Annotated in this window: 17 protein-coding genes; 16 read left to right on the top strand and 1 reads right to left on the bottom strand. The window is 43.0% G+C overall.

The window, feature by feature from the left end:
* Positions 1 to 20: 20 nt before the first annotated feature.
* The 7 genes from F0342_RS04355 (at position 21) to spoIID (ending at position 6,876) form a co-directional block, all read left to right on the top strand.
* Positions 21 to 881, top strand: coding sequence for a F0F1 ATP synthase subunit gamma (locus F0342_RS04355; protein ID WP_149154804.1), 861 nt, complete (start codon positions 21 to 23; stop codon positions 879 to 881).
* Between the two features lie 71 nt (positions 882 to 952).
* Positions 953 to 2,356 carry a F0F1 ATP synthase subunit beta gene (gene atpD, locus F0342_RS04350; protein WP_113969230.1) on the top strand — a complete coding sequence of 468 codons (1,404 nt, stop codon included), beginning with the start codon at positions 953 to 955 and terminating at the stop codon, positions 2,354 to 2,356.
* Between the two features lie 22 nt (positions 2,357 to 2,378).
* The gene (locus F0342_RS04345; RefSeq protein ID WP_044339984.1) at positions 2,379 to 2,783 is read left to right on the top strand and encodes a F0F1 ATP synthase subunit epsilon; all 405 of its coding nucleotides are present in this window, start codon (positions 2,379 to 2,381) and stop codon (positions 2,781 to 2,783) included.
* 282 nt (positions 2,784 to 3,065) lie between these two features.
* A complete protein-coding gene (locus F0342_RS04340) occupies positions 3,066 to 3,302 on the top strand; it encodes a DUF1146 family protein (protein WP_149154803.1) in 237 nt (78 codons plus the stop codon).
* A gap of 222 nt (positions 3,303 to 3,524) precedes the next feature.
* Positions 3,525 to 4,274 (top strand): YwmB family TATA-box binding protein, encoded by a 750-nt coding sequence (locus F0342_RS04335; RefSeq protein ID WP_149154802.1) that lies wholly within the window; start codon positions 3,525 to 3,527, stop codon positions 4,272 to 4,274.
* Positions 4,275 to 4,306: 32 nt separating this feature from the next.
* A complete protein-coding gene (gene murA / locus F0342_RS04330) occupies positions 4,307 to 5,611 on the top strand; it encodes a UDP-N-acetylglucosamine 1-carboxyvinyltransferase (protein ID WP_113969226.1) in 1,305 nt (434 codons plus the stop codon).
* Positions 5,612 to 5,862: 251 nt separating this feature from the next.
* Positions 5,863 to 6,876, top strand: a complete 1,014-nt coding sequence (spoIID, locus tag F0342_RS04325) for a stage II sporulation protein D (RefSeq protein ID WP_149154801.1) — start codon at positions 5,863 to 5,865, stop codon at positions 6,874 to 6,876.
* Between the two features lie 43 nt (positions 6,877 to 6,919).
* Here the strand turns inward: spoIID and F0342_RS04320 are convergent, their stop codons facing one another.
* On the bottom strand, positions 6,920 to 7,357 hold the full coding sequence (locus F0342_RS04320; RefSeq protein ID WP_149154800.1) for a VanZ family protein: 438 nt from the start codon (positions 7,355 to 7,357) through the stop codon (positions 6,920 to 6,922).
* A 511-nt stretch (positions 7,358 to 7,868) separates the two neighbouring features.
* Between F0342_RS04320 and spoIIQ the strand changes: the two genes are divergently transcribed.
* From spoIIQ to F0342_RS04275, 9 genes are all read left to right on the top strand, one after another.
* The gene (gene spoIIQ, locus F0342_RS04315) at positions 7,869 to 8,759 is read left to right on the top strand and encodes a stage II sporulation protein SpoIIQ (protein ID WP_262481639.1); all 891 of its coding nucleotides are present in this window, start codon (positions 7,869 to 7,871) and stop codon (positions 8,757 to 8,759) included.
* A 318-nt stretch (positions 8,760 to 9,077) separates the two neighbouring features.
* On the top strand, positions 9,078 to 9,299 hold the full coding sequence (locus tag F0342_RS04310) for a hypothetical protein (protein ID WP_316252581.1): 222 nt from the start codon (positions 9,078 to 9,080) through the stop codon (positions 9,297 to 9,299).
* A 24-nt stretch (positions 9,300 to 9,323) separates the two neighbouring features.
* Positions 9,324 to 9,626: a DUF4212 domain-containing protein gene (locus F0342_RS04305; RefSeq protein WP_148971179.1), complete on the top strand. Its 303-nt coding sequence runs from the start codon at positions 9,324 to 9,326 to the stop codon at positions 9,624 to 9,626.
* 43 nt (positions 9,627 to 9,669) lie between these two features.
* Complete coding sequence (locus tag F0342_RS04300) at positions 9,670 to 11,337, top strand: sodium:solute symporter family protein (RefSeq protein WP_149154798.1); 1,668 nt, start codon at positions 9,670 to 9,672, stop codon at positions 11,335 to 11,337.
* Positions 11,318 to 13,213, top strand: a complete 1,896-nt coding sequence (locus F0342_RS04295) for a DUF294 nucleotidyltransferase-like domain-containing protein (protein WP_149154797.1) — start codon at positions 11,318 to 11,320, stop codon at positions 13,211 to 13,213. Before F0342_RS04300 ends, F0342_RS04295 begins: the two co-directional genes overlap by 20 nt.
* A gap of 7 nt (positions 13,214 to 13,220) precedes the next feature.
* Entirely contained in the window at positions 13,221 to 13,880 is a 660-nt protein-coding gene (locus tag F0342_RS04290; protein ID WP_262481638.1) for a 3'-5' exonuclease, read from the top strand.
* 388 nt (positions 13,881 to 14,268) lie between these two features.
* Positions 14,269 to 14,529: a sporulation transcriptional regulator SpoIIID gene (gene spoIIID / locus F0342_RS04285; RefSeq protein ID WP_032086905.1), complete on the top strand. Its 261-nt coding sequence runs from the start codon at positions 14,269 to 14,271 to the stop codon at positions 14,527 to 14,529.
* 477 nt (positions 14,530 to 15,006) lie between these two features.
* On the top strand, positions 15,007 to 16,017 hold the full coding sequence (mreB, locus tag F0342_RS04280; RefSeq protein WP_149154796.1) for a rod shape-determining protein: 1,011 nt from the start codon (positions 15,007 to 15,009) through the stop codon (positions 16,015 to 16,017).
* A gap of 70 nt (positions 16,018 to 16,087) precedes the next feature.
* The gene (locus F0342_RS04275; RefSeq protein ID WP_149154795.1) at positions 16,088 to 16,927 is read left to right on the top strand and encodes a flagellar hook-basal body protein; all 840 of its coding nucleotides are present in this window, start codon (positions 16,088 to 16,090) and stop codon (positions 16,925 to 16,927) included.
* Positions 16,928 to 16,976: the final 49 nt, after the last annotated feature.

The raw sequence follows: 16,976 nt of genomic DNA, 5'->3' as shown, positions 1-16,976 counted from the left end.
TAAAAGGGTGGTGAGAACCAGTGGCATCGTTACGCGACATAAAAACTCGTATTACATCTACGAAGAAAACCAGTCAAATTACGAAAGCAATGGAAATGGTCTCTGCCTCTAAATTGAACCGTGCTGAAACGAATGCGAAAGCCTTCGTTCCATACATGGAGAAAATTCAGGAAGTCGTTGCTTCCATTTCCCTTGGTAGCACAGATGTAACGCATCCGATGCTAGTCTCCCGCCCCGTAAAAAAAACCGGCTACTTGGTCATTACATCTGACCGCGGTTTGGCGGGGGCTTATAACTCGAGCGTCATTCGTGCTGTAAGTAATGCGATTAAAGAGCGTCACAGCTCACAAGATGAATACGCCATTATTGCGTTAGGTCGTATTGGAAGAGATTTCTTCCAAAAACGAGGCGATAATGTAGTGGAAGGTATTGTAGGGCTACCAGATCAACCAAACTTTGCAGACATTAAAGACATTGCCAACAAGGCAGTCAACATGTTCTCTGATGGTGCTTATGATGAGCTTTACATGTACTACAACCACTATGTCAGTGCCATTCAACAAGATGTTACCGAGAAGAAGGTTCTTCCTTTAACGGAGCTTGACTCTTCTTCATCGAACTTAACTTCTTATGAGTTTGAGCCTAATGCTGAAGAAATTTTGGAAGTGTTGCTTCCTCAATATGCTGAAAGCTTGATTTACGGTGCGTTACTTGATGGTAAAGCCAGTGAGCACGCGGCTCGTATGACAGCAATGAGAAGCGCAACAGACAATGCGAAAGAAATCATTAACAGCCTTACACTTTCTTATAACCGTGCGCGTCAAGCAGCGATTACCCAAGAAATCACGGAAATCGTCGGCGGGGCAGCAGCACTCGAATAGAAATGACATTCCGGTTCAGTGCCGGATTACAACATAGTTTTGTCGTCAAAAGCTAGTTAGGAGGGAAAGAGATGAACAAAGGACACGTTCTTCAAGTAATGGGTCCAGTTGTCGATGTCAAGTTCGCTAATGGCCAACTTCCTGATATCTACAACTCATTAAAGGTCCAAATTGCAGATAGAGCTGAACTTACATTAGAGGTTGCCCTTCACCTAGGTGATGATTCTGTACGTACAATCGCGATGGCTTCCACAGATGGTTTACAACGTGGAGCTGACGTGCTTGATACAGGAGCACCAATCTCTGTACCAGTAGGGGATATCACATTAGGTCGTGTATTCAACGTTCTGGGTGAATCAATCGATTTAGACGAGCCTCTTGCAGCAGGTATCCGTCGTGATCCAATTCATAGACAAGCACCTACATTTGATCAGCTTTCTACAGAAGTTGAGATTCTGGAAACAGGTATTAAAGTAGTAGACTTACTTGCTCCTTACATCAAGGGTGGTAAGATCGGTCTATTCGGTGGTGCCGGTGTTGGTAAAACCGTATTAATCCAGGAGCTTATCAACAACATCGCTCAAGAGCACGGCGGTATCTCTGTATTCGCCGGTGTTGGAGAGCGTACTCGTGAAGGAAATGACCTTTACCACGAGATGAGCGACTCTGGAGTTATCAAGAAAACAGCGATGGTATTCGGACAAATGAACGAGCCGCCAGGTGCGCGTATGCGTGTTGCCTTGACGGGTCTTACAATGGCTGAATACTTCCGTGATGAGCAAGGTCAAGACGTACTTCTGTTCATCGATAACATCTTCCGTTTCACGCAAGCAGGTTCAGAGGTTTCTGCCCTACTAGGCCGTATGCCATCTGCCGTTGGTTACCAGCCGACACTTGCTACTGAAATGGGTCAATTGCAAGAGCGTATCACGTCAACTAACGTTGGTTCTGTAACATCGATCCAAGCGATCTATGTACCTGCCGATGACTACACGGATCCGGCTCCTGCTACAACTTTCGCTCACTTGGATGCAACAACGAACCTTGAGCGTAAGCTTTCTGAGATGGGTATCTATCCTGCGGTAGATCCATTAGCATCGACTTCACGTGCTCTTTCTCCGGAAATCGTAGGAGAAGAACACTACAGCATCGCTCGTAATGTTCAACAAACACTACAGCGTTATAAAGAACTTCAAGATATCATTGCGATCCTTGGTATGGATGAGCTTTCTGATGATGATAAGCTGACGGTACACCGCGCTCGTCGTGTACAATTCTTCTTATCTCAAAACTTCCACGTTGCAGAACAGTTCACTGGACAAAAAGGTTCTTACGTTGAAGTGAAAGACACTGTTAAAGGATTCAAAGATATCCTTGACGGTAAATACGATCACATTCCTGAAGATGCGTTCCGTCTAGTAGGTCCGATTGAGGATGTATTAGCAGCAGCTAAAGAAATGGGCGTAGAGGTATAATTAGGGACCAGGAGGGAAGAAAATGAAGACATTAAAAGTCAATATTGTCACTCCCGATGGCCCAGTGTACGATTCAGAAGTGGAAATGGTGAGCACGAAAGCTCAAAGTGGTGAGCTTGGAATCTTACCTGGACACATTCCGATGGTTGCTCCACTACAAATCGGTGCGGTTCGCCTGAAAAAAGGTGGCAACACTGAGCTTGTAGCTGTCAGTGGCGGATTCTTAGAAGTACGTCCTGAACAAGTGACAATTCTAGCACAGTCTGCTGAAACAGCAGAAGCTATCGATGTACAACGCGCTAAAGAAGCAAAAGGCCGCGCAGAAGACCGCATGCAGGCACAACGCGACGACGTAGACTTCCGTCGTGCCGAACTTGCTCTGAAGCGTGCCATGAACAGAATTAACGTTTCCGAACGTAACTTCTAATATAAACACCAAAACCACCCTTTCCTTGTGGAAGGGTGGTTTTTTTGAATAGAGGGACGGACCTCTGTTGGAAGATATAAATCCCGGGTCTGTACCATGAACGAAAAAGGAGCATATTACACACGAAAATTAAGCTGCTTTTCCCTTTTGTAGCCCCATAAAGACCTGGTTGAATTTCCACGGCCCAACTCAACTAAAAATTATGTAAATTCCATATATAGTTACTGAATTATGTGGTAAAATGGACTTTGTGCGTCGAAATGATTATTAGGAGTGAGAAGAGTGGTAGAAAGCTTTGGCCAGCAGGCCCTTATCAGCATGATCGTGCATCTATTCGTATTCGGGATCACATTTTGGTCTTTGCAATCCATCCAATTAGACAAGCTCCTCAAGAAAAATCGTGTCGCTCAAGGGAGACTATTGTATATCCTACTAACGATCGCGATCGGATCAGCCGTCAGCCGGTTTTTACTGGATTACTACCTGTGGTCTCAGGCATTGCCTGTTTTCTTTGAATAAGTAGATCTTCTGACAAAAAATAGGTCTTCCTGCATGTTTTCAACAAGGTCTGTTTTAAGTAAGATTAATTTTGTGCTTGTTCCTTTGTGAAAAAGTTTCAATGTGAAACGCTTTCATGTAACAGCCTGCCGACAACTCAATAATTGTAAAAAGATGACGACAATTTTCAAGTATGTTCTTCTCCTATTCGGACAGACTTTTAGGTAAGGGGAGGAATGGAAAATGAGTCGGTATCTTTACATTATTTTAATCTTTTTTGTTGGATTAGGTTTTCTTCCTGTTATTAATGGGAACAACACTATCGAAGCCAATCATTTATTAGACATTGAAAAGCTTGACCAAGCCATTGTTCATTCTCAAGGTCAGATAACTGAATGGTCTCTATATGCAAGAGAAAACAAAAAAAGCTTCACGAATAAAGGGTTTGCCAAATATAGTACTACTATGCAAGAAACTTTTTCTGATTTTGAGTGGGTGACGAAGAAGTCAGCTGAAGAGGTAATGGTTGTGGGACAACGTCAGACGTCTCACGGGGAAGAAACCATTAAGTTCCAGCACACCCTCACAAACAAGCAGTCCGTTTCGTATATTATGTATGAAATGCGAGGGAGTCAGAAAGCGTTGGGAGAAAAGACGAAGCACTATATCAAAACTGAAATCATCCCAAATATGGAAATCATTTTTACTAATAAACCTATGATTTTCTCTTGTATAAAAGGCGAATTCAATGATAAGCTTGAGAAAGTTTTGTCGAATCAGGCTGTCGAACTAATGTCGGAATTAGACGCTAAAGAACTGGAATCACTTAAAGAAGAAGACTTTTATTCCATTTCAGCTTACTCGGAACAAATGTCACGGACTATACCAACAAAAAATGATGATATGAATATACAACTAGGTCTACGGAAAAGCGGAATGGGCGCTAAGACAACCTTTGTGATTGGCACACCCATCCTAATTATTGAATATTAATATAGAGAAATTGGACGCGGAGGGGAATACTCTTGGAAAAAATTATCGTCCGCGGCGGTCAGCGTTTAAGCGGTACAGTGCAAGTTGAAGGAGCAAAGAATGCCGTTTTACCAGTCATCGCTGCTACATTATTAGCAAGTGAAGGAAAAAGTGTCATTAAAAATGTACCACCACTCTCCGATGTATATACGATTAATGAAGTATTACGTCATTTAAATACAGATGTAGAGTTTAACCATGGTGAAGTCATCGTGAATGCATCAAGAGAGTTGTTTGTAGAAGCACCGTTCGAATATGTTCGAAAAATGCGTGCATCCGTCCTTGTTATGGGATCATTACTTGGACGTACAGGTAAAGCACGTGTTGCACTTCCTGGTGGATGTGCCATTGGTTCAAGACCGATTGACCAACACTTAAAAGGCTTCGAAGCAATGGGAGCAAAAGTGAAGGTAGGAAATGGTTTCATCGAAGCTGAAGTAGACGGAAGACTGAAAGGTGCCAAGGTTTATCTGGACTTCCCAAGCGTTGGGGCGACAGAAAACATTATGATGGCTGCAGTTCTTGCAGAAGGAACAACAATCCTTGAAAACGTCGCAAAAGAGCCTGAAATCGTCGACTTAGCCAACTTCCTGAACAAAATGGGAGGAAGCGTAGTAGGTGCAGGTACTGGAACGATCCGTATCGAAGGTGTGGATCGTCTATACGGTGTCGAGCACAGCATCATTCCAGACCGTATCGAAGCCGGAACTTTCATGGTGGCTGCTGCCATCACTCAAGGTGATGTCCTTGTAAAAGGTGCGATTCCAGAACATTTATCTTCATTAGTTGCCAAGATGGAAGAAATGGGCGTTACGATCATCGATGAAGAAGAAGGTCTTCGTGTCATCGGACCGGAGAAATTAAAATCTGTCGATATCAAAACAATGCCTCATCCTGGTTTCCCAACAGATATGCAATCTCAAATGATGGCATTACTTTTAGCAGCTGACGGTACTAGCGTCATCACTGAAACGGTATTCGAAAATCGTTTCATGCATGCTGAAGAATTCCGTCGTATGGGAGCGGACATTAAGATTGAAGGCCGCTCTGTAATCATGAACGGACCAACGCCTCTTCAAGGAGCAGAAGTGGCTGCAACGGACTTACGTGCAGCAGCAGCTCTTTCGATCGCAGGTCTGGTAGCAGATGGTTACACTCGAGTGACAGAACTAAAGCATTTAGATCGTGGATATGTGAACTTCCATCAGAAGCTTGCAGGCCTGGGTGCCGATATCGAGCGTGTGAAAGAAGTGGAAGAAACACCTGTTTCCGAGCAAGACATGATTAAAGATGCGTAAGCATTAGAGAAAGGTGAGCTTTTCTTTTATAGAAAAGCTTGCCTTTTTTGTATATTTTTCGGATTTATAAACAAATAAAATTCGACATACACGTCTGCGAACCTGCACAATACCAATACAAAACCACAAACTCATCAATAGCTATAGCAAATGAAATTCATAATTGCTTGTCCTATACCATACATATGAAAGTGAGTGGAGAAGTGTGCTAGAACATTCTCCTATTTAATCTTTCATTGGAGGCCGCGAACATGAAGCATTTGAAACCAGTACTGATCATCTTCTCAATCTTTATCAGCATCATATTTATTGTACCTACTCTTCTCGTGCTCCCATTTTCATCAGAAAAGGAAACGGCAAACTTAGACGAAAAACTGAAGAATCCGCCATCCGTGGAAGAACTGGCGAACTCGGTTGAGGTAGCTGTCTACCGATCCAATCAAGAACTAATCGAGAAACTGCCTTTGGAGCAGTATGTAGTAGGGGTAGTAGCTGGTGAAATGCCTGCAGATTTTGAAAAGGAAGCGTTAAAAGCTCAAGCCCTTGCAGCGAGGACGTATATAGTGAATCAGCTTTTACTTGAAGACTCCACTGTTCCTAAGGGTGCCGATGTGACAGATACGGTCTCTCACCAGGTATATAAGAACCAGAAGGAGCTTGCTGGTCTCTGGGGTGCCGACTATGACTGGAAGATCAAGAAAATATCCGATGCTGTGCTTGAAACGATGGGGCAGGTGCTGACCTATGATGGTAAGCCCATTACGGCAGCTTTTTTCTCAACGAGCAATGGTTACACAGAAAACTCGGAGGCTTATTGGCCGAATGAATATCCATATTTAAGAAGTGTCGAAAGCCCTTGGGACTCGGCGTCACCTAGTTTCGAAGATCAAAAGGTTATTCCGATCAAAGAGTTTGAGCAGAAACTGGGCGTAACTCTGCCAAAGGATGGCTCGGTAGGAACGATCACATCAAGAACAGAAGGTAAAAGGGTAGCTAGTGTTGAAATAAACGGCAAAGGATTTTCCGGCCGTGATATAAGAGAAAAGTTAGAACTGAGATCCTCAGACTTTACCTGGTATCTGAAGGATGATCATATCGTCATCGCCACCAAAGGATTCGGCCACGGAGTCGGTATGAGCCAATACGGAGCAAACGGAATGGCGAAGGAAGGCAAGGATTATCAAGACATCGTCACGCATTACTATAAAGATGTCAAAATAACAGAATCAGATAAACTCCTGCAGAAAGTAACAGCGCAAAGATAGTAAAAAAGGATTGAGTCCTCGGGTCAAGTAGACCAGTAGAGGCTCAATCCTTTTTTAAATAAGCTTCGAACTTTTTCATCTTTTTCGTCAATGGATGATCAGCGTTCTTAAAATAAGTCCGGTTCACAATCCAAAAAAGGACAGTGACTCCTATTAAATCCTTCGCGGCGTCAATCAGTGTTGCAGAACGATACGGAACAAAGGATTGATGAATTTCATCCACGAATCCATAAAAGATCGCAATTAACGCAACAGTAAAATTCAAAGTGAATCGAAGCTTTCCATGTGCCAACAGAGCGAGAACAAATAATCCATATAAAATACCGAATTCGATTAAATGAAGAGATTCTTTAATAAAACGATCCAACTGATTATCAGGAAAACGAATGACGGCATCATCCGGATTACTCGACATCATCCAGATAAGTATCATATAGAGAAAAGGCGCAGCTGTCAGCACATACCTAAGCAACTTCTTCATATGCAGCTCGTCCTTTCTGTTTTTTATATTGTATCATGCAGGACAGTGATTTCGTTAACATAAATCAAGAATTGCAGGGCCTGCGCGATGCTCAAATCTTTATAAAAAGTTTCTTTTCTAGTAGATGGTTCTTTTTAAAAAGTAGGCTTTGTCAAAAACATTAATCTCAGAAAGTTGATTCTCGCTGCAGGCGCTCGACTCCTGCGGGAATAGCGGGACAGGTGAGACCTCGCAGGCAAATCCGAGGAGTCTCACCGCCCGCCCCGCGGAAAGCGAGCGCCTGTAGCGGAAATCAACTACTACTTTCTCTGTGAAAATACGAAAAGCGCTTTATAAAAAGAAAAATTTCATCTTATTTTTAAAATCATACATATTTTCCATCCCTTTGTCGAAAGATAAGAATTAAAAATTTTTTTGCAAATGTGTATATATTTTCTGAATTCTGTTCAGAATGATTGCTGAGGTGATGAAAATGAGAGAGGAAGAAAAGAAACAACCTTCTCAAAACTTTTTGAAAAGACGTTGGGCATACCCAGCAATCTATTTAGCAAGTGCAGCAATCATTATCACGGGGATTCTGTGGTACCAGGCAGGAAATGATGTAAACGAGAAAGCCAAGGATTACAGCTATGATGGAGTTCCTACTGATAATGAGTTCAACCAGCCTGCAGAAGAAGTCAATCGTTCATTGGAAAACTTTGTAATGCCTGTTGCGAGCCCTGAGGACACAGTTATTGAAAAACAGTTCTACGATACTGAAGCTTCAGCAGAAGAACAGGAAGCTGCCCTAGTCGTTTATGGTAACATGTATTATCCGAACCAAGGAGTCGACATTTCTAAAGATGGACAAGAATTCGATGTACTGGCTGCCATGAGCGGTACAGTCACAAAGGTTCAAGAAGATTCCCTACTCGGAAACACGATTGAAATCGAGCACAGCAAAGGAATCGTTACTCGTTATCAATCAGTGAAAGACTTTGAAGTCGCGGTTGGAGATGTAGTAGATCAAGGACAAGCTATCGCTAAAGCAGGTAAGAGCTTATTCAATGAAGAAGCTGGCGTTCACGTACATTTTGAAATTCGTAAAGCAAATGTAGCAGTGAATCCACTGGAGTACTTCAATAAGTCCCTTGCAACACTTCAAGAAGCGCAATTAGAAGACAAGAAGGTTTCAGGTGAACAGCCGGATGCTGAAGCTGCTCAGGAAAACGCAGCTGAAGATCAAGCTAGCGAAGATAAAGCCACTGAAGACAAAGCAACAGAAGATAAAGCAACTGAAGAAAACGGTGCTGACGATGCAGCTGAAGAAAAACCGGAAGCTGAGCAAAAGCCGAAACAAGAAAGTACTGATCAAAAAGACGACGCAGCCGATAGTGGCTCTGACGTAAAAGACGAAGAATAATCATATAGATGAAGAAAGACTGACTGGTGATTTCCGGTCAGTTTTTTTGTTTTCAGATCTATTCCATCTTTACAAAAAATTTCCTCGGAAATTCGACAAAGGAATTATTTTACTGGAAAAGCATTTCCATACCGTTTCATTCTATTAGTACAATCACATATTTCAATTTCCTTATTTTAATAAAATGATTTATTTATAAAGAGAAAGATCAAATGCAGATTTGTCGTTTTTTCTTTATTGACCAGGCTTTTTTCAAAAAAGATAATGAGGGCATGGATAAAATTTCAGAAAATTTAATCTTTATTAACAGGAGGTCGTGTGATTAAGGAGACGCTTACAAAATCAGGAGGTGAAACGTTGCTTTACTTCATCGCGATTTTACTCATAACAGGGGGAAGCATTTTTCTTGCACTGAGAAAGAAACGGGCTTTCTTCTTAACCATTCCATTCTTGTCTTTATTCATTTACTTTATTTTTCAAATCGCCATGGTCCCGATTCCGTTTTTTGAGACCGTGAAATTTATTTTCAGTTTAAAATAATGAGCTTGAAAAGGGGTTACATAAATGAAGAAGATTGATAGAGCAAAAGCGGATCAGTATTTTAAAGAGAAAAACCGTTACATGGCAATGTATTTAGTGATTTGGCTCGTCTCTTCCTTTGGGGTCGTACTGTTTGCTGAAAGCCTGTCAACGATTACCCTCAATGGCTTTCCGTTTCACTACTTTATGGGTGCCCAGGGGTCGATTGTCATTTTCATCATCTTACTTTACGTAAATGCGAAGGTGAGCGATGGAATCGATAAAAAGTATGGAATCGATGAAAGTAAAAATGAACAGATCAGTTACGGGAAAACACTCGATCATTAAACGGCTTCAACCGAATATAGGAGAGAGCAGGGGGGAACGATAAATGGATACTCAGTTTTTAGTATCAACGTCGATTATTCTGTTGACGTTTGCGTTATATATCGGAATTGCTGTTTATAACAAAGCGAAAGCGACATCGGACTTCTATGTAGCAGGACGGGGCGTGCCGCCGATCTTTAATGGGATGGCTATCGGGGCCGACTGGATGAGCGCGGCTTCATTTATTGGACTGGCTGGTACCGTCATGATCCTCGGGTATGATGGACTTGCCTACATAATGGGGTGGACGGGAGGATATTTGCTGTTAACCTTCTTACTTGCTCCCCAGCTCAGGAAATATGGACGCTATACGGTACCGGAATTCATCGGGGACCGGTATAACAGCCACACGGCCCGCGTTATTGCCGCCATCTGTACGATCATTATCAGTTTCACGTATTCTATCGGTCAGCTATCGGGTTCAGGAGTCGTAATCGGGCGTTTATTCGAAATCGATGCCAAAGTCGGTACGATGATCGGGGTTGTCCTCATCGCATTCTACGCAGCCTTTGGGGGGATGAAGGGGATCACGTGGACGCAGGTTGCTCAGTATGTTGTTCTTATTATTGCTTATTTAATTCCTGTTATTTTTATGTCCCTGCAAATCACAGGAAACCCCGCACCTTGGCTTTCCTATGGAGAACTGGTAGGGAAAATCGGGGAGCTCGATCGTGAGCTTGGCGTCTCGGAGTACTTTGCTCCTTTTACAAACGGTACGAAGTGGCAGTTCATGGCTCTTATGTTTACGTTGATGGCAGGGACCGCGGGACTTCCACACGTAATCGTTCGATTCTATACGGTTTCTACGATGAAAGCGGCTCGCTGGTCAGGAGCTTGGGCACTTCTTTTCATCGGACTTCTTTATTTATCTGCACCTGCATATGCAGCATTTTCCCGTTTTATATTAATGACAAAAGTAGCAGGAAGCCCAATCAGTGACTTGCCTTCCTGGACGAAATCCTGGGTGGATACAGGGAAATTGCAAGTTGCAGACACAAATGGAGATGGAATCCTCCAGTGGAAGGAAATTATCATCTCCAATGATATCGTGGTTATGGCAACACCGGAAATTGCGAATTTAGGCGTGTTCGTTATCGGTCTCGTTGCGGCCGGTGCCATGGCAGCTGCGTTATCGACAGCAGGCGGACTTATGATCGCAATATCGTCTTCCTTTGCTCATGATATTTACTACCGTGTATTCAAACCGAACGCAACAGAGAAAAATCGTCTGGCAGTTGCCCGTTGGTCGATAGTCATCGCGACGGTGCTCGCCGGGATCGTGGCACTAAATCCTCCAGGCGTTATCACTCAAATCGTTGCCTGGGCCTTCGCACTGGCGTCCGGAACGTTCTTCCCGGCACTCTTACTCGGAGTATGGTGGAAACGCTCCAATGCCCAAGGGGTTATTGCAGGGATGCTTGTAGGGTTGGGAGTGACCCTTACGTATATCTTCTTGGCAAGATCGGGTATTACCCTTTTTGGTATCATTGATACGGGAGCTGGTGTATTTGGGGCAGCGGCAGCCACTATTGCCAATATCGTCGTGTCACTTTTGACGAAAGCACCTTCTCAAAAGATTCAAGAAGAGGTAATGGATCTCCGTTACCCGGAACAAATGACCTTCAAAGACGGAGAAGTTTGGGTGAACGACGATGTCGACTTCAAAGCCTGACGGATCATTTCAAGAAGCTGTACTCCTTCATCCCTTCTTTAAAGGGATGGAGCGGAGTACGGCTCTTTCCCTTTTTAGTGAGTGTATGCGGCTTGAGGTGGGGAAGCATTCTACTATTCTGAAAAGCTTTGAACACCGATCAGGACTCTATCTTGTGATTAATGGAGAGGTAGAAGTGGTTGTCTCAAAAGAAAAAGATGAGATTCTTGAAATGATTTCTAAGGACGGGATCATCGGCTTGTCGAGTCTATACTCTGTTCTGCATACATCAGTTATGGATAGTGTGTATTCCTCCGTTGAGGTCAAGGCGAAGGAGGACTGCCTGCTATGCCTTGTTCCATATACTAGTTTGCAAAACTATTGGAATGAACCTTATTTGAAGAATTTTTTATTGGAGGAAACATCGAAACGACTTCAGGATGTTTATTATTCCTTGTCGCAGCAAGTGGGAGTGACACACGGGCTTGAAGAGCGCACGACGATTCTGAAGCGTGTGAGTGATGTAATGACGAATTCAGTTGTAACTGTCAGGAGTGATGATTCCCTGGAGGATGCAGCTAGAGCCATGGGAGAAAACCGGGTCAGCTCTGTCATCATTTTGGAAAACAATCGCATCGCAGGAATCCTGACAGAAAGAGACCTCGTCTCCAGATGCCTTGCAAGGTCCGTCCCTCTCTCCAAACCGGTAAACATGGCCATGACCCCCAACCCAACCGTCATCAACCGTGACGCCTATCTGTACGAAGCCCTCGCCACCATGATCGACCACTCCATCAAACACCTGCCCGTTGTCGGAGGCAAGGAGAGGGACGGACCTATCGTCGGCATTATCTCCCTCCACGATGTAATGAAAGCAAACCATATAGGAACGCTGACGAGTGCAAGAAAGCTGGAGAACAAGGATTTTCCCCTGGAAAAGGTTAAACCTATGGCAGAGTCGGTGCTTACGAGCCTTTGGAAGGCACAAGCTCCTGTGTTTCAAATACTCGATTTCATGTCGGGACTATTCGATCGTATTTATCAGCGAATCTTAAGGCAGGTTCAGGAAGAATTGTATCAGGAAGGACGGGAATGCCCTTGTTCGTATGCCTTTTATGTCATGGGTTCAGCAGGAAGGAAAGAACAGTTTATGCTGACCGATCAAGATCATTTCCTGGTTTATGAAACACATAGTAGTGATTCGGTGGAATATTTCCATCTTTTAGCTGAAAGAGTTGTAGTTGCATTGGAAAAGGCAGGACTAAGTCTTTGTGACGGAGGAATGATGGCGAATCAGAGAGCATGGACAGGGAGTATGGTTTCCTGGCAGGAAAGACTGAGAGAATGGTCTGTCCATTCGTCAGAGGAAACCTTATTGAAGGTACAAAACTTCTTATCTTACCGTTTTTTATTTGGGGATGTAGCACTTCATTCAACATTTGAAGACGCGATTAAAGAGCAGCTCCGCAGTGCGAGAATATTATTGGTACGGCTTGCTCAAGTCGAAAAATCCAAGCAGGTTCCTGTTCTTCACTCCTCCATCCGTTCGATATTAGGTATGGATCGAAAAACAGTGTCCATTAAGAAAGACATTCTGTTTCCTTTTCATCATGCTTTGCAGATCTTGAACGCTGCTCATGGGAATACCTCAGGATCGACAAGAGAGAAGCTGGACTTTTTGAAAGAAAAACGTTCAATTTCGTCGGATTATGCAGAAGAATTATCCGAAGCATTCGAGGAATTCATGAAGCTCTATATAGAGTTAAAGCGGAAAGGTAAGGGAGATACGGTACACTTCTCCTCACTCTCCACCCGCAAAAAAGAAAATCTATACAAGAGTGTGAAAACGATTCGTGAATTTCAACAAATGATGCTGTCTCATTACTCTTTAACATAGAAGGGATGTGAAGATCTTCATTTTTTCAAAGAAAAAGATCGAATGTCCGATGCACTATGATTCAGTCCCCTTAAACTGTAAAATCGAAGACCTGAAGTTTGTTGTCTTTGATACGGAAACGACAGGATTCCGCGTCGGAGCGGAGGACCGGCTTCTGGAAATCGGAGCAGTTAAAGTAGAAGGGTATGAAGTAAAGGAAAATATCACATTTCAGACATTTTCCAATCCTCATCGACTCATTTCTCAGGAAATAATCCAGCTGACGGGAATTCAGTCAAAAGATGTCGAACAAGCGCCGGAAGCAAGGGATGCCATCCATGATTTCTTCGCTTTTTTAGAGGGAAATACCGTAAATAGTCTGGTTGGACATTATGTTAGCTTTGATGAACTCGTGCTGAAGAGTGAACTGAAGAGAGCCGGACTTCATCTACAGATGGCACCGAGTCTGGACACGCTTAATCTAATTGGATATCTTTCGCCCTCTTACGATATGAGAGATCTTGAGCGGTATGCCCAGTTGTTCGGGACTCGAGTGTACCCGAGACATCGGGCGGTAAATGATGCCCTTATGACGGCTTATTTGTATGTGGAATTATTGGAGCTGTTAAGAGATCGAAAAGTGGAAACCTGGGGGGAACTGGTTCGGGTTAGCCGGGGTAATGGGTGAAGATTGTCACATATCGGGTACATTCACGTGGACGATTTCCCTTCGAAAACCATGTGAAGGTCCGTCCCCAAGAGTGATTTTTCAGAAAATTCACCTCAAACCTTGTCCTTATTGTGTTTTTTGTGCATATATGTGGGCACAAGCTAATAAAATGATACAAACCTATCAAAATAGAGAGTGTTTGAGGTGAGGGATCGTCGTTATATCATTGATCATTAGCTGAATATTTGTTTATATGTTGTAACATCAGAAAGCTGCCGTGGTTTAAATAAGGCTTTCTGCCGCTTGCACATGGGTTAATATGCGCAAGGGGTCTATACTATTTCATTGATGCGAAAGCGAGTCTCATTTCACACTTCTCACATCCAATTTAGGGAGGTCGAGTGGTGTGCACGATTACATCAAAGAGAGAACAATCAAGATTGGTAAGTATATCGTGGAGACGAAAAAAACTGTTCGTGTAATTGCGAAGGAGTTTGGCGTGTCCAAAAGTACTGTCCATAAAGATCTAACAGAACGACTGCCAGAAATTAATCCAGAACTCGCAAATGAAGTCAAAACAATACTTGATTATCATAAATCTATCCGGCATCTACGAGGTGGAGAAGCGACGAAGCAAAAATACAAAAAAGAAGAGCTCCACAGCTAACCAAAATACGCCAAGCCCCATAAAGATGGGTCATGCTTGGTGTGTTTTTGTTTTTTGGGAGAATGAAGCGAAGCGATTTTGCCTGTTGAGAATTTTCGTCTTTTTTTAACAGTTAAATATTCATTGGAGTTTACCTGTTAAAAATCTTCCAAAGTTCAACAGTCTAATAAGTTCGGTATTTTAACAGGTGAACAAAAACACTCGCTTTTACCAGGTGCAAAAACCACCCCATCTCACCCAACTTCACCAAACCTTAACACTCCTGTAACAACCCCCTCCAATATTCCTATACTTTTCCAAATAAATAACAAACTCAATACATTTTTTTGACAAAAAATATCTACCTTCGACATATTTATGGTAAAATAATTAATTAGGTGAAAGTTTTGACTTAACGTTTTTACGTAATGACATTAAGATGAAACCATAGATGAAATATGATGATGAATTTGTAAAAGAAGAAGGGAGAAACACAAGATGTTCGCGAAAGATATTGGGATTGACCTTGGTACGGCTAATGTTTTAATTCATGTTAAAGGAAAAGGGATTGTCTTGAATGAGCCATCGGTTGTGGCTTTGGACAAGAATACAGGTAAGGTATTAGCGGTTGGAGAGGAAGCGCGTCGCATGGTTGGGCGTACTCCTGGAAACATTGTGGCGACCCGTCCGTTAAAAGATGGGGTCATCGCTGACTTTGATGTAACAGAAGCAATGCTGAAGCATTTTATTAATAAATTGAATGTAAAAGGATTTCTTTCTAAACCAAGAATCTTGATTTGCTGCCCAACGAACATCACGAGTGTCGAGCAAAAGGCAATCAGAGAAGCGGCTGAAAAGAGCGGTGGGAAGAAGATTTATTTAGAAGAAGAGCCTAAAGTCGCTGCAATTGGTGCGGGAATGGATATTTTCAATCCAACCGGAAACATGGTCGTGGACATCGGTGGAGGAACGACGGATGTTGCGGTTCTTTCCATGGGTGACATCGTGACGAGTCAGTCCATCAAGATGGCCGGGGATAAGTTCGACCATGAAATCCTGAATTATATTAAAAAAGAGTACAAGCTTCTGATCGGGGAGCGGACAGCGGAAGATATCAAGGTGAACATCGGGTCGGTATTTTCAGAAACCCTCGATGAAGATCGAAAAGAAATGAGCATCCGCGGCCGCGACATGGTGTCCGGTCTGCCACGCACGATTACCGTGACATCAACGGAAATCGAAGGGGCTCTTCGTGAATCAGTGGCAGTGATCGTACAGGCTGCTAAGAATGTCCTTGAAAAGACTCCACCGGAATTATCAGCGGATATCATTGACCGCGGAGTTATCTTAACTGGAGGGGGAGCACTTCTTCACGGAATGGATACCCTCCTTGCAGAAGAACTGAAAGTACCGGTTCTCATTGCTGAAAACCCGATGGATTGCGTAGCAATTGGGACAGGGTTAATGCTTGAGAATATCGATAAAATTTCCAGAAGAAGCATTATATAATTTTCTTTTATAAAAATATTGCAACAGTCATCCGATATAAAAACAGCTAACACAGTTATGAGGTGAAAATATGTTTCGCGGATTTTATACAGTAGCATCAGGAATGCTTTCGCAGCAACGCAAGACAGAAATGTTAACGAATAATATGTCAAATGCGAATACACCGGGTTATAAAGCTGATCGGGCATCGATGCGTGCATTTCCTGAGATGCTCATGGAGCGGATGGATTCCACGTCGATTCCGACAGAGAAACCACTCTCCCTTCCTTTTAATCAGAAAGTGGGGGCACTCAATACTGGCGTTTATATGCAGGAAACGATCCCTTCATTTCTACAGGGTGATCTTCAGGAGACAGGAAGAAGCTTGGACATTGCGTTACTAGACGTATCGATGCCTACCAATGAAGAAACGGGATCAATGGGATCGGTGTTTCTGGCGGTTGAAGGTGCGGATGGAATTCCACGCTATACAAGAAACGGAAATCTGACTGTGAATGGAAACGGATTTCTCACTACGAACAGTGGTTTTTATATTTTGGATGAAAATGGCGAGCGTATTTATTTAGACAGTGATCAGTTCTCTGTTGGGGAGAAGGGTCAGATTCTTGTCGATGAAAATGTTGTGGCTACTCTGGGTGTAGGCTATTCAGAAAATCCCAACCGACTTGTAAAGCAGGGAGATGGACTATTCGCAACAGAAGGAAATGTACCTCTTCCCGATGCTTATGAAGAAGCCAATGTTTCTTTCACCACCAAGCAGGGATTCCTCGAAAGGTCCAATGTCGATGCATCTCGTACAATGACGGATATGTTATCTGCGTACAGAGCCTTTGAAGCGAATCAGAAAGTCCTGCAAGCATATGATCGAAGTATGGAAAAAGCAGCCAACGAAATCGGTCGTGTCAACTGATAGTTAAAGATTGTAAATGAATTTCGTTACTGAATACCTTATAATAGGA

It is taken from the genome of Bacillus sp. CH30_1T (assembly GCF_008364765.1).
Taxonomy (GTDB): domain Bacteria; phylum Bacillota; class Bacilli; order Bacillales; family Bacillaceae_B; genus Rossellomorea.
This window is presented reverse-complemented; position numbering and strand designations above follow the sequence as displayed.

Excerpts from the sequence above, each read along its gene's own strand:
- mreB (WP_149154796.1), top strand. The coding sequence starts at position 15,007 with ATGTTCGCGAAAGATATTGGGATTGACCTTGGTACGGCTAATGTTTTA.
- atpD (WP_113969230.1), top strand. The coding sequence starts at position 953 with ATGAACAAAGGACACGTTCTTCAAGTAATGGGTCCAGTTGTCGATGTC.
- F0342_RS04335 (WP_149154802.1), top strand. The coding sequence starts at position 3,525 with ATGAGTCGGTATCTTTACATTATTTTAATCTTTTTTGTTGGATTAGGT.
- F0342_RS04305 (WP_148971179.1), top strand. The coding sequence starts at position 9,324 with ATGAAGAAGATTGATAGAGCAAAAGCGGATCAGTATTTTAAAGAGAAA.
- F0342_RS04345 (WP_044339984.1), top strand. The coding sequence starts at position 2,379 with ATGAAGACATTAAAAGTCAATATTGTCACTCCCGATGGCCCAGTGTAC.
- F0342_RS04295 (WP_149154797.1), top strand. The coding sequence starts at position 11,318 with ATGTCGACTTCAAAGCCTGACGGATCATTTCAAGAAGCTGTACTCCTT.
- F0342_RS04275 (WP_149154795.1), top strand. The coding sequence starts at position 16,088 with ATGTTTCGCGGATTTTATACAGTAGCATCAGGAATGCTTTCGCAGCAA.
- spoIID (WP_149154801.1), top strand. The coding sequence starts at position 5,863 with ATGAAGCATTTGAAACCAGTACTGATCATCTTCTCAATCTTTATCAGC.
- F0342_RS04320 (WP_149154800.1), bottom strand. The coding sequence starts at position 7,357 with ATGAAGAAGTTGCTTAGGTATGTGCTGACAGCTGCGCCTTTTCTCTAT.
- F0342_RS04300 (WP_149154798.1), top strand. The coding sequence starts at position 9,670 with ATGGATACTCAGTTTTTAGTATCAACGTCGATTATTCTGTTGACGTTT.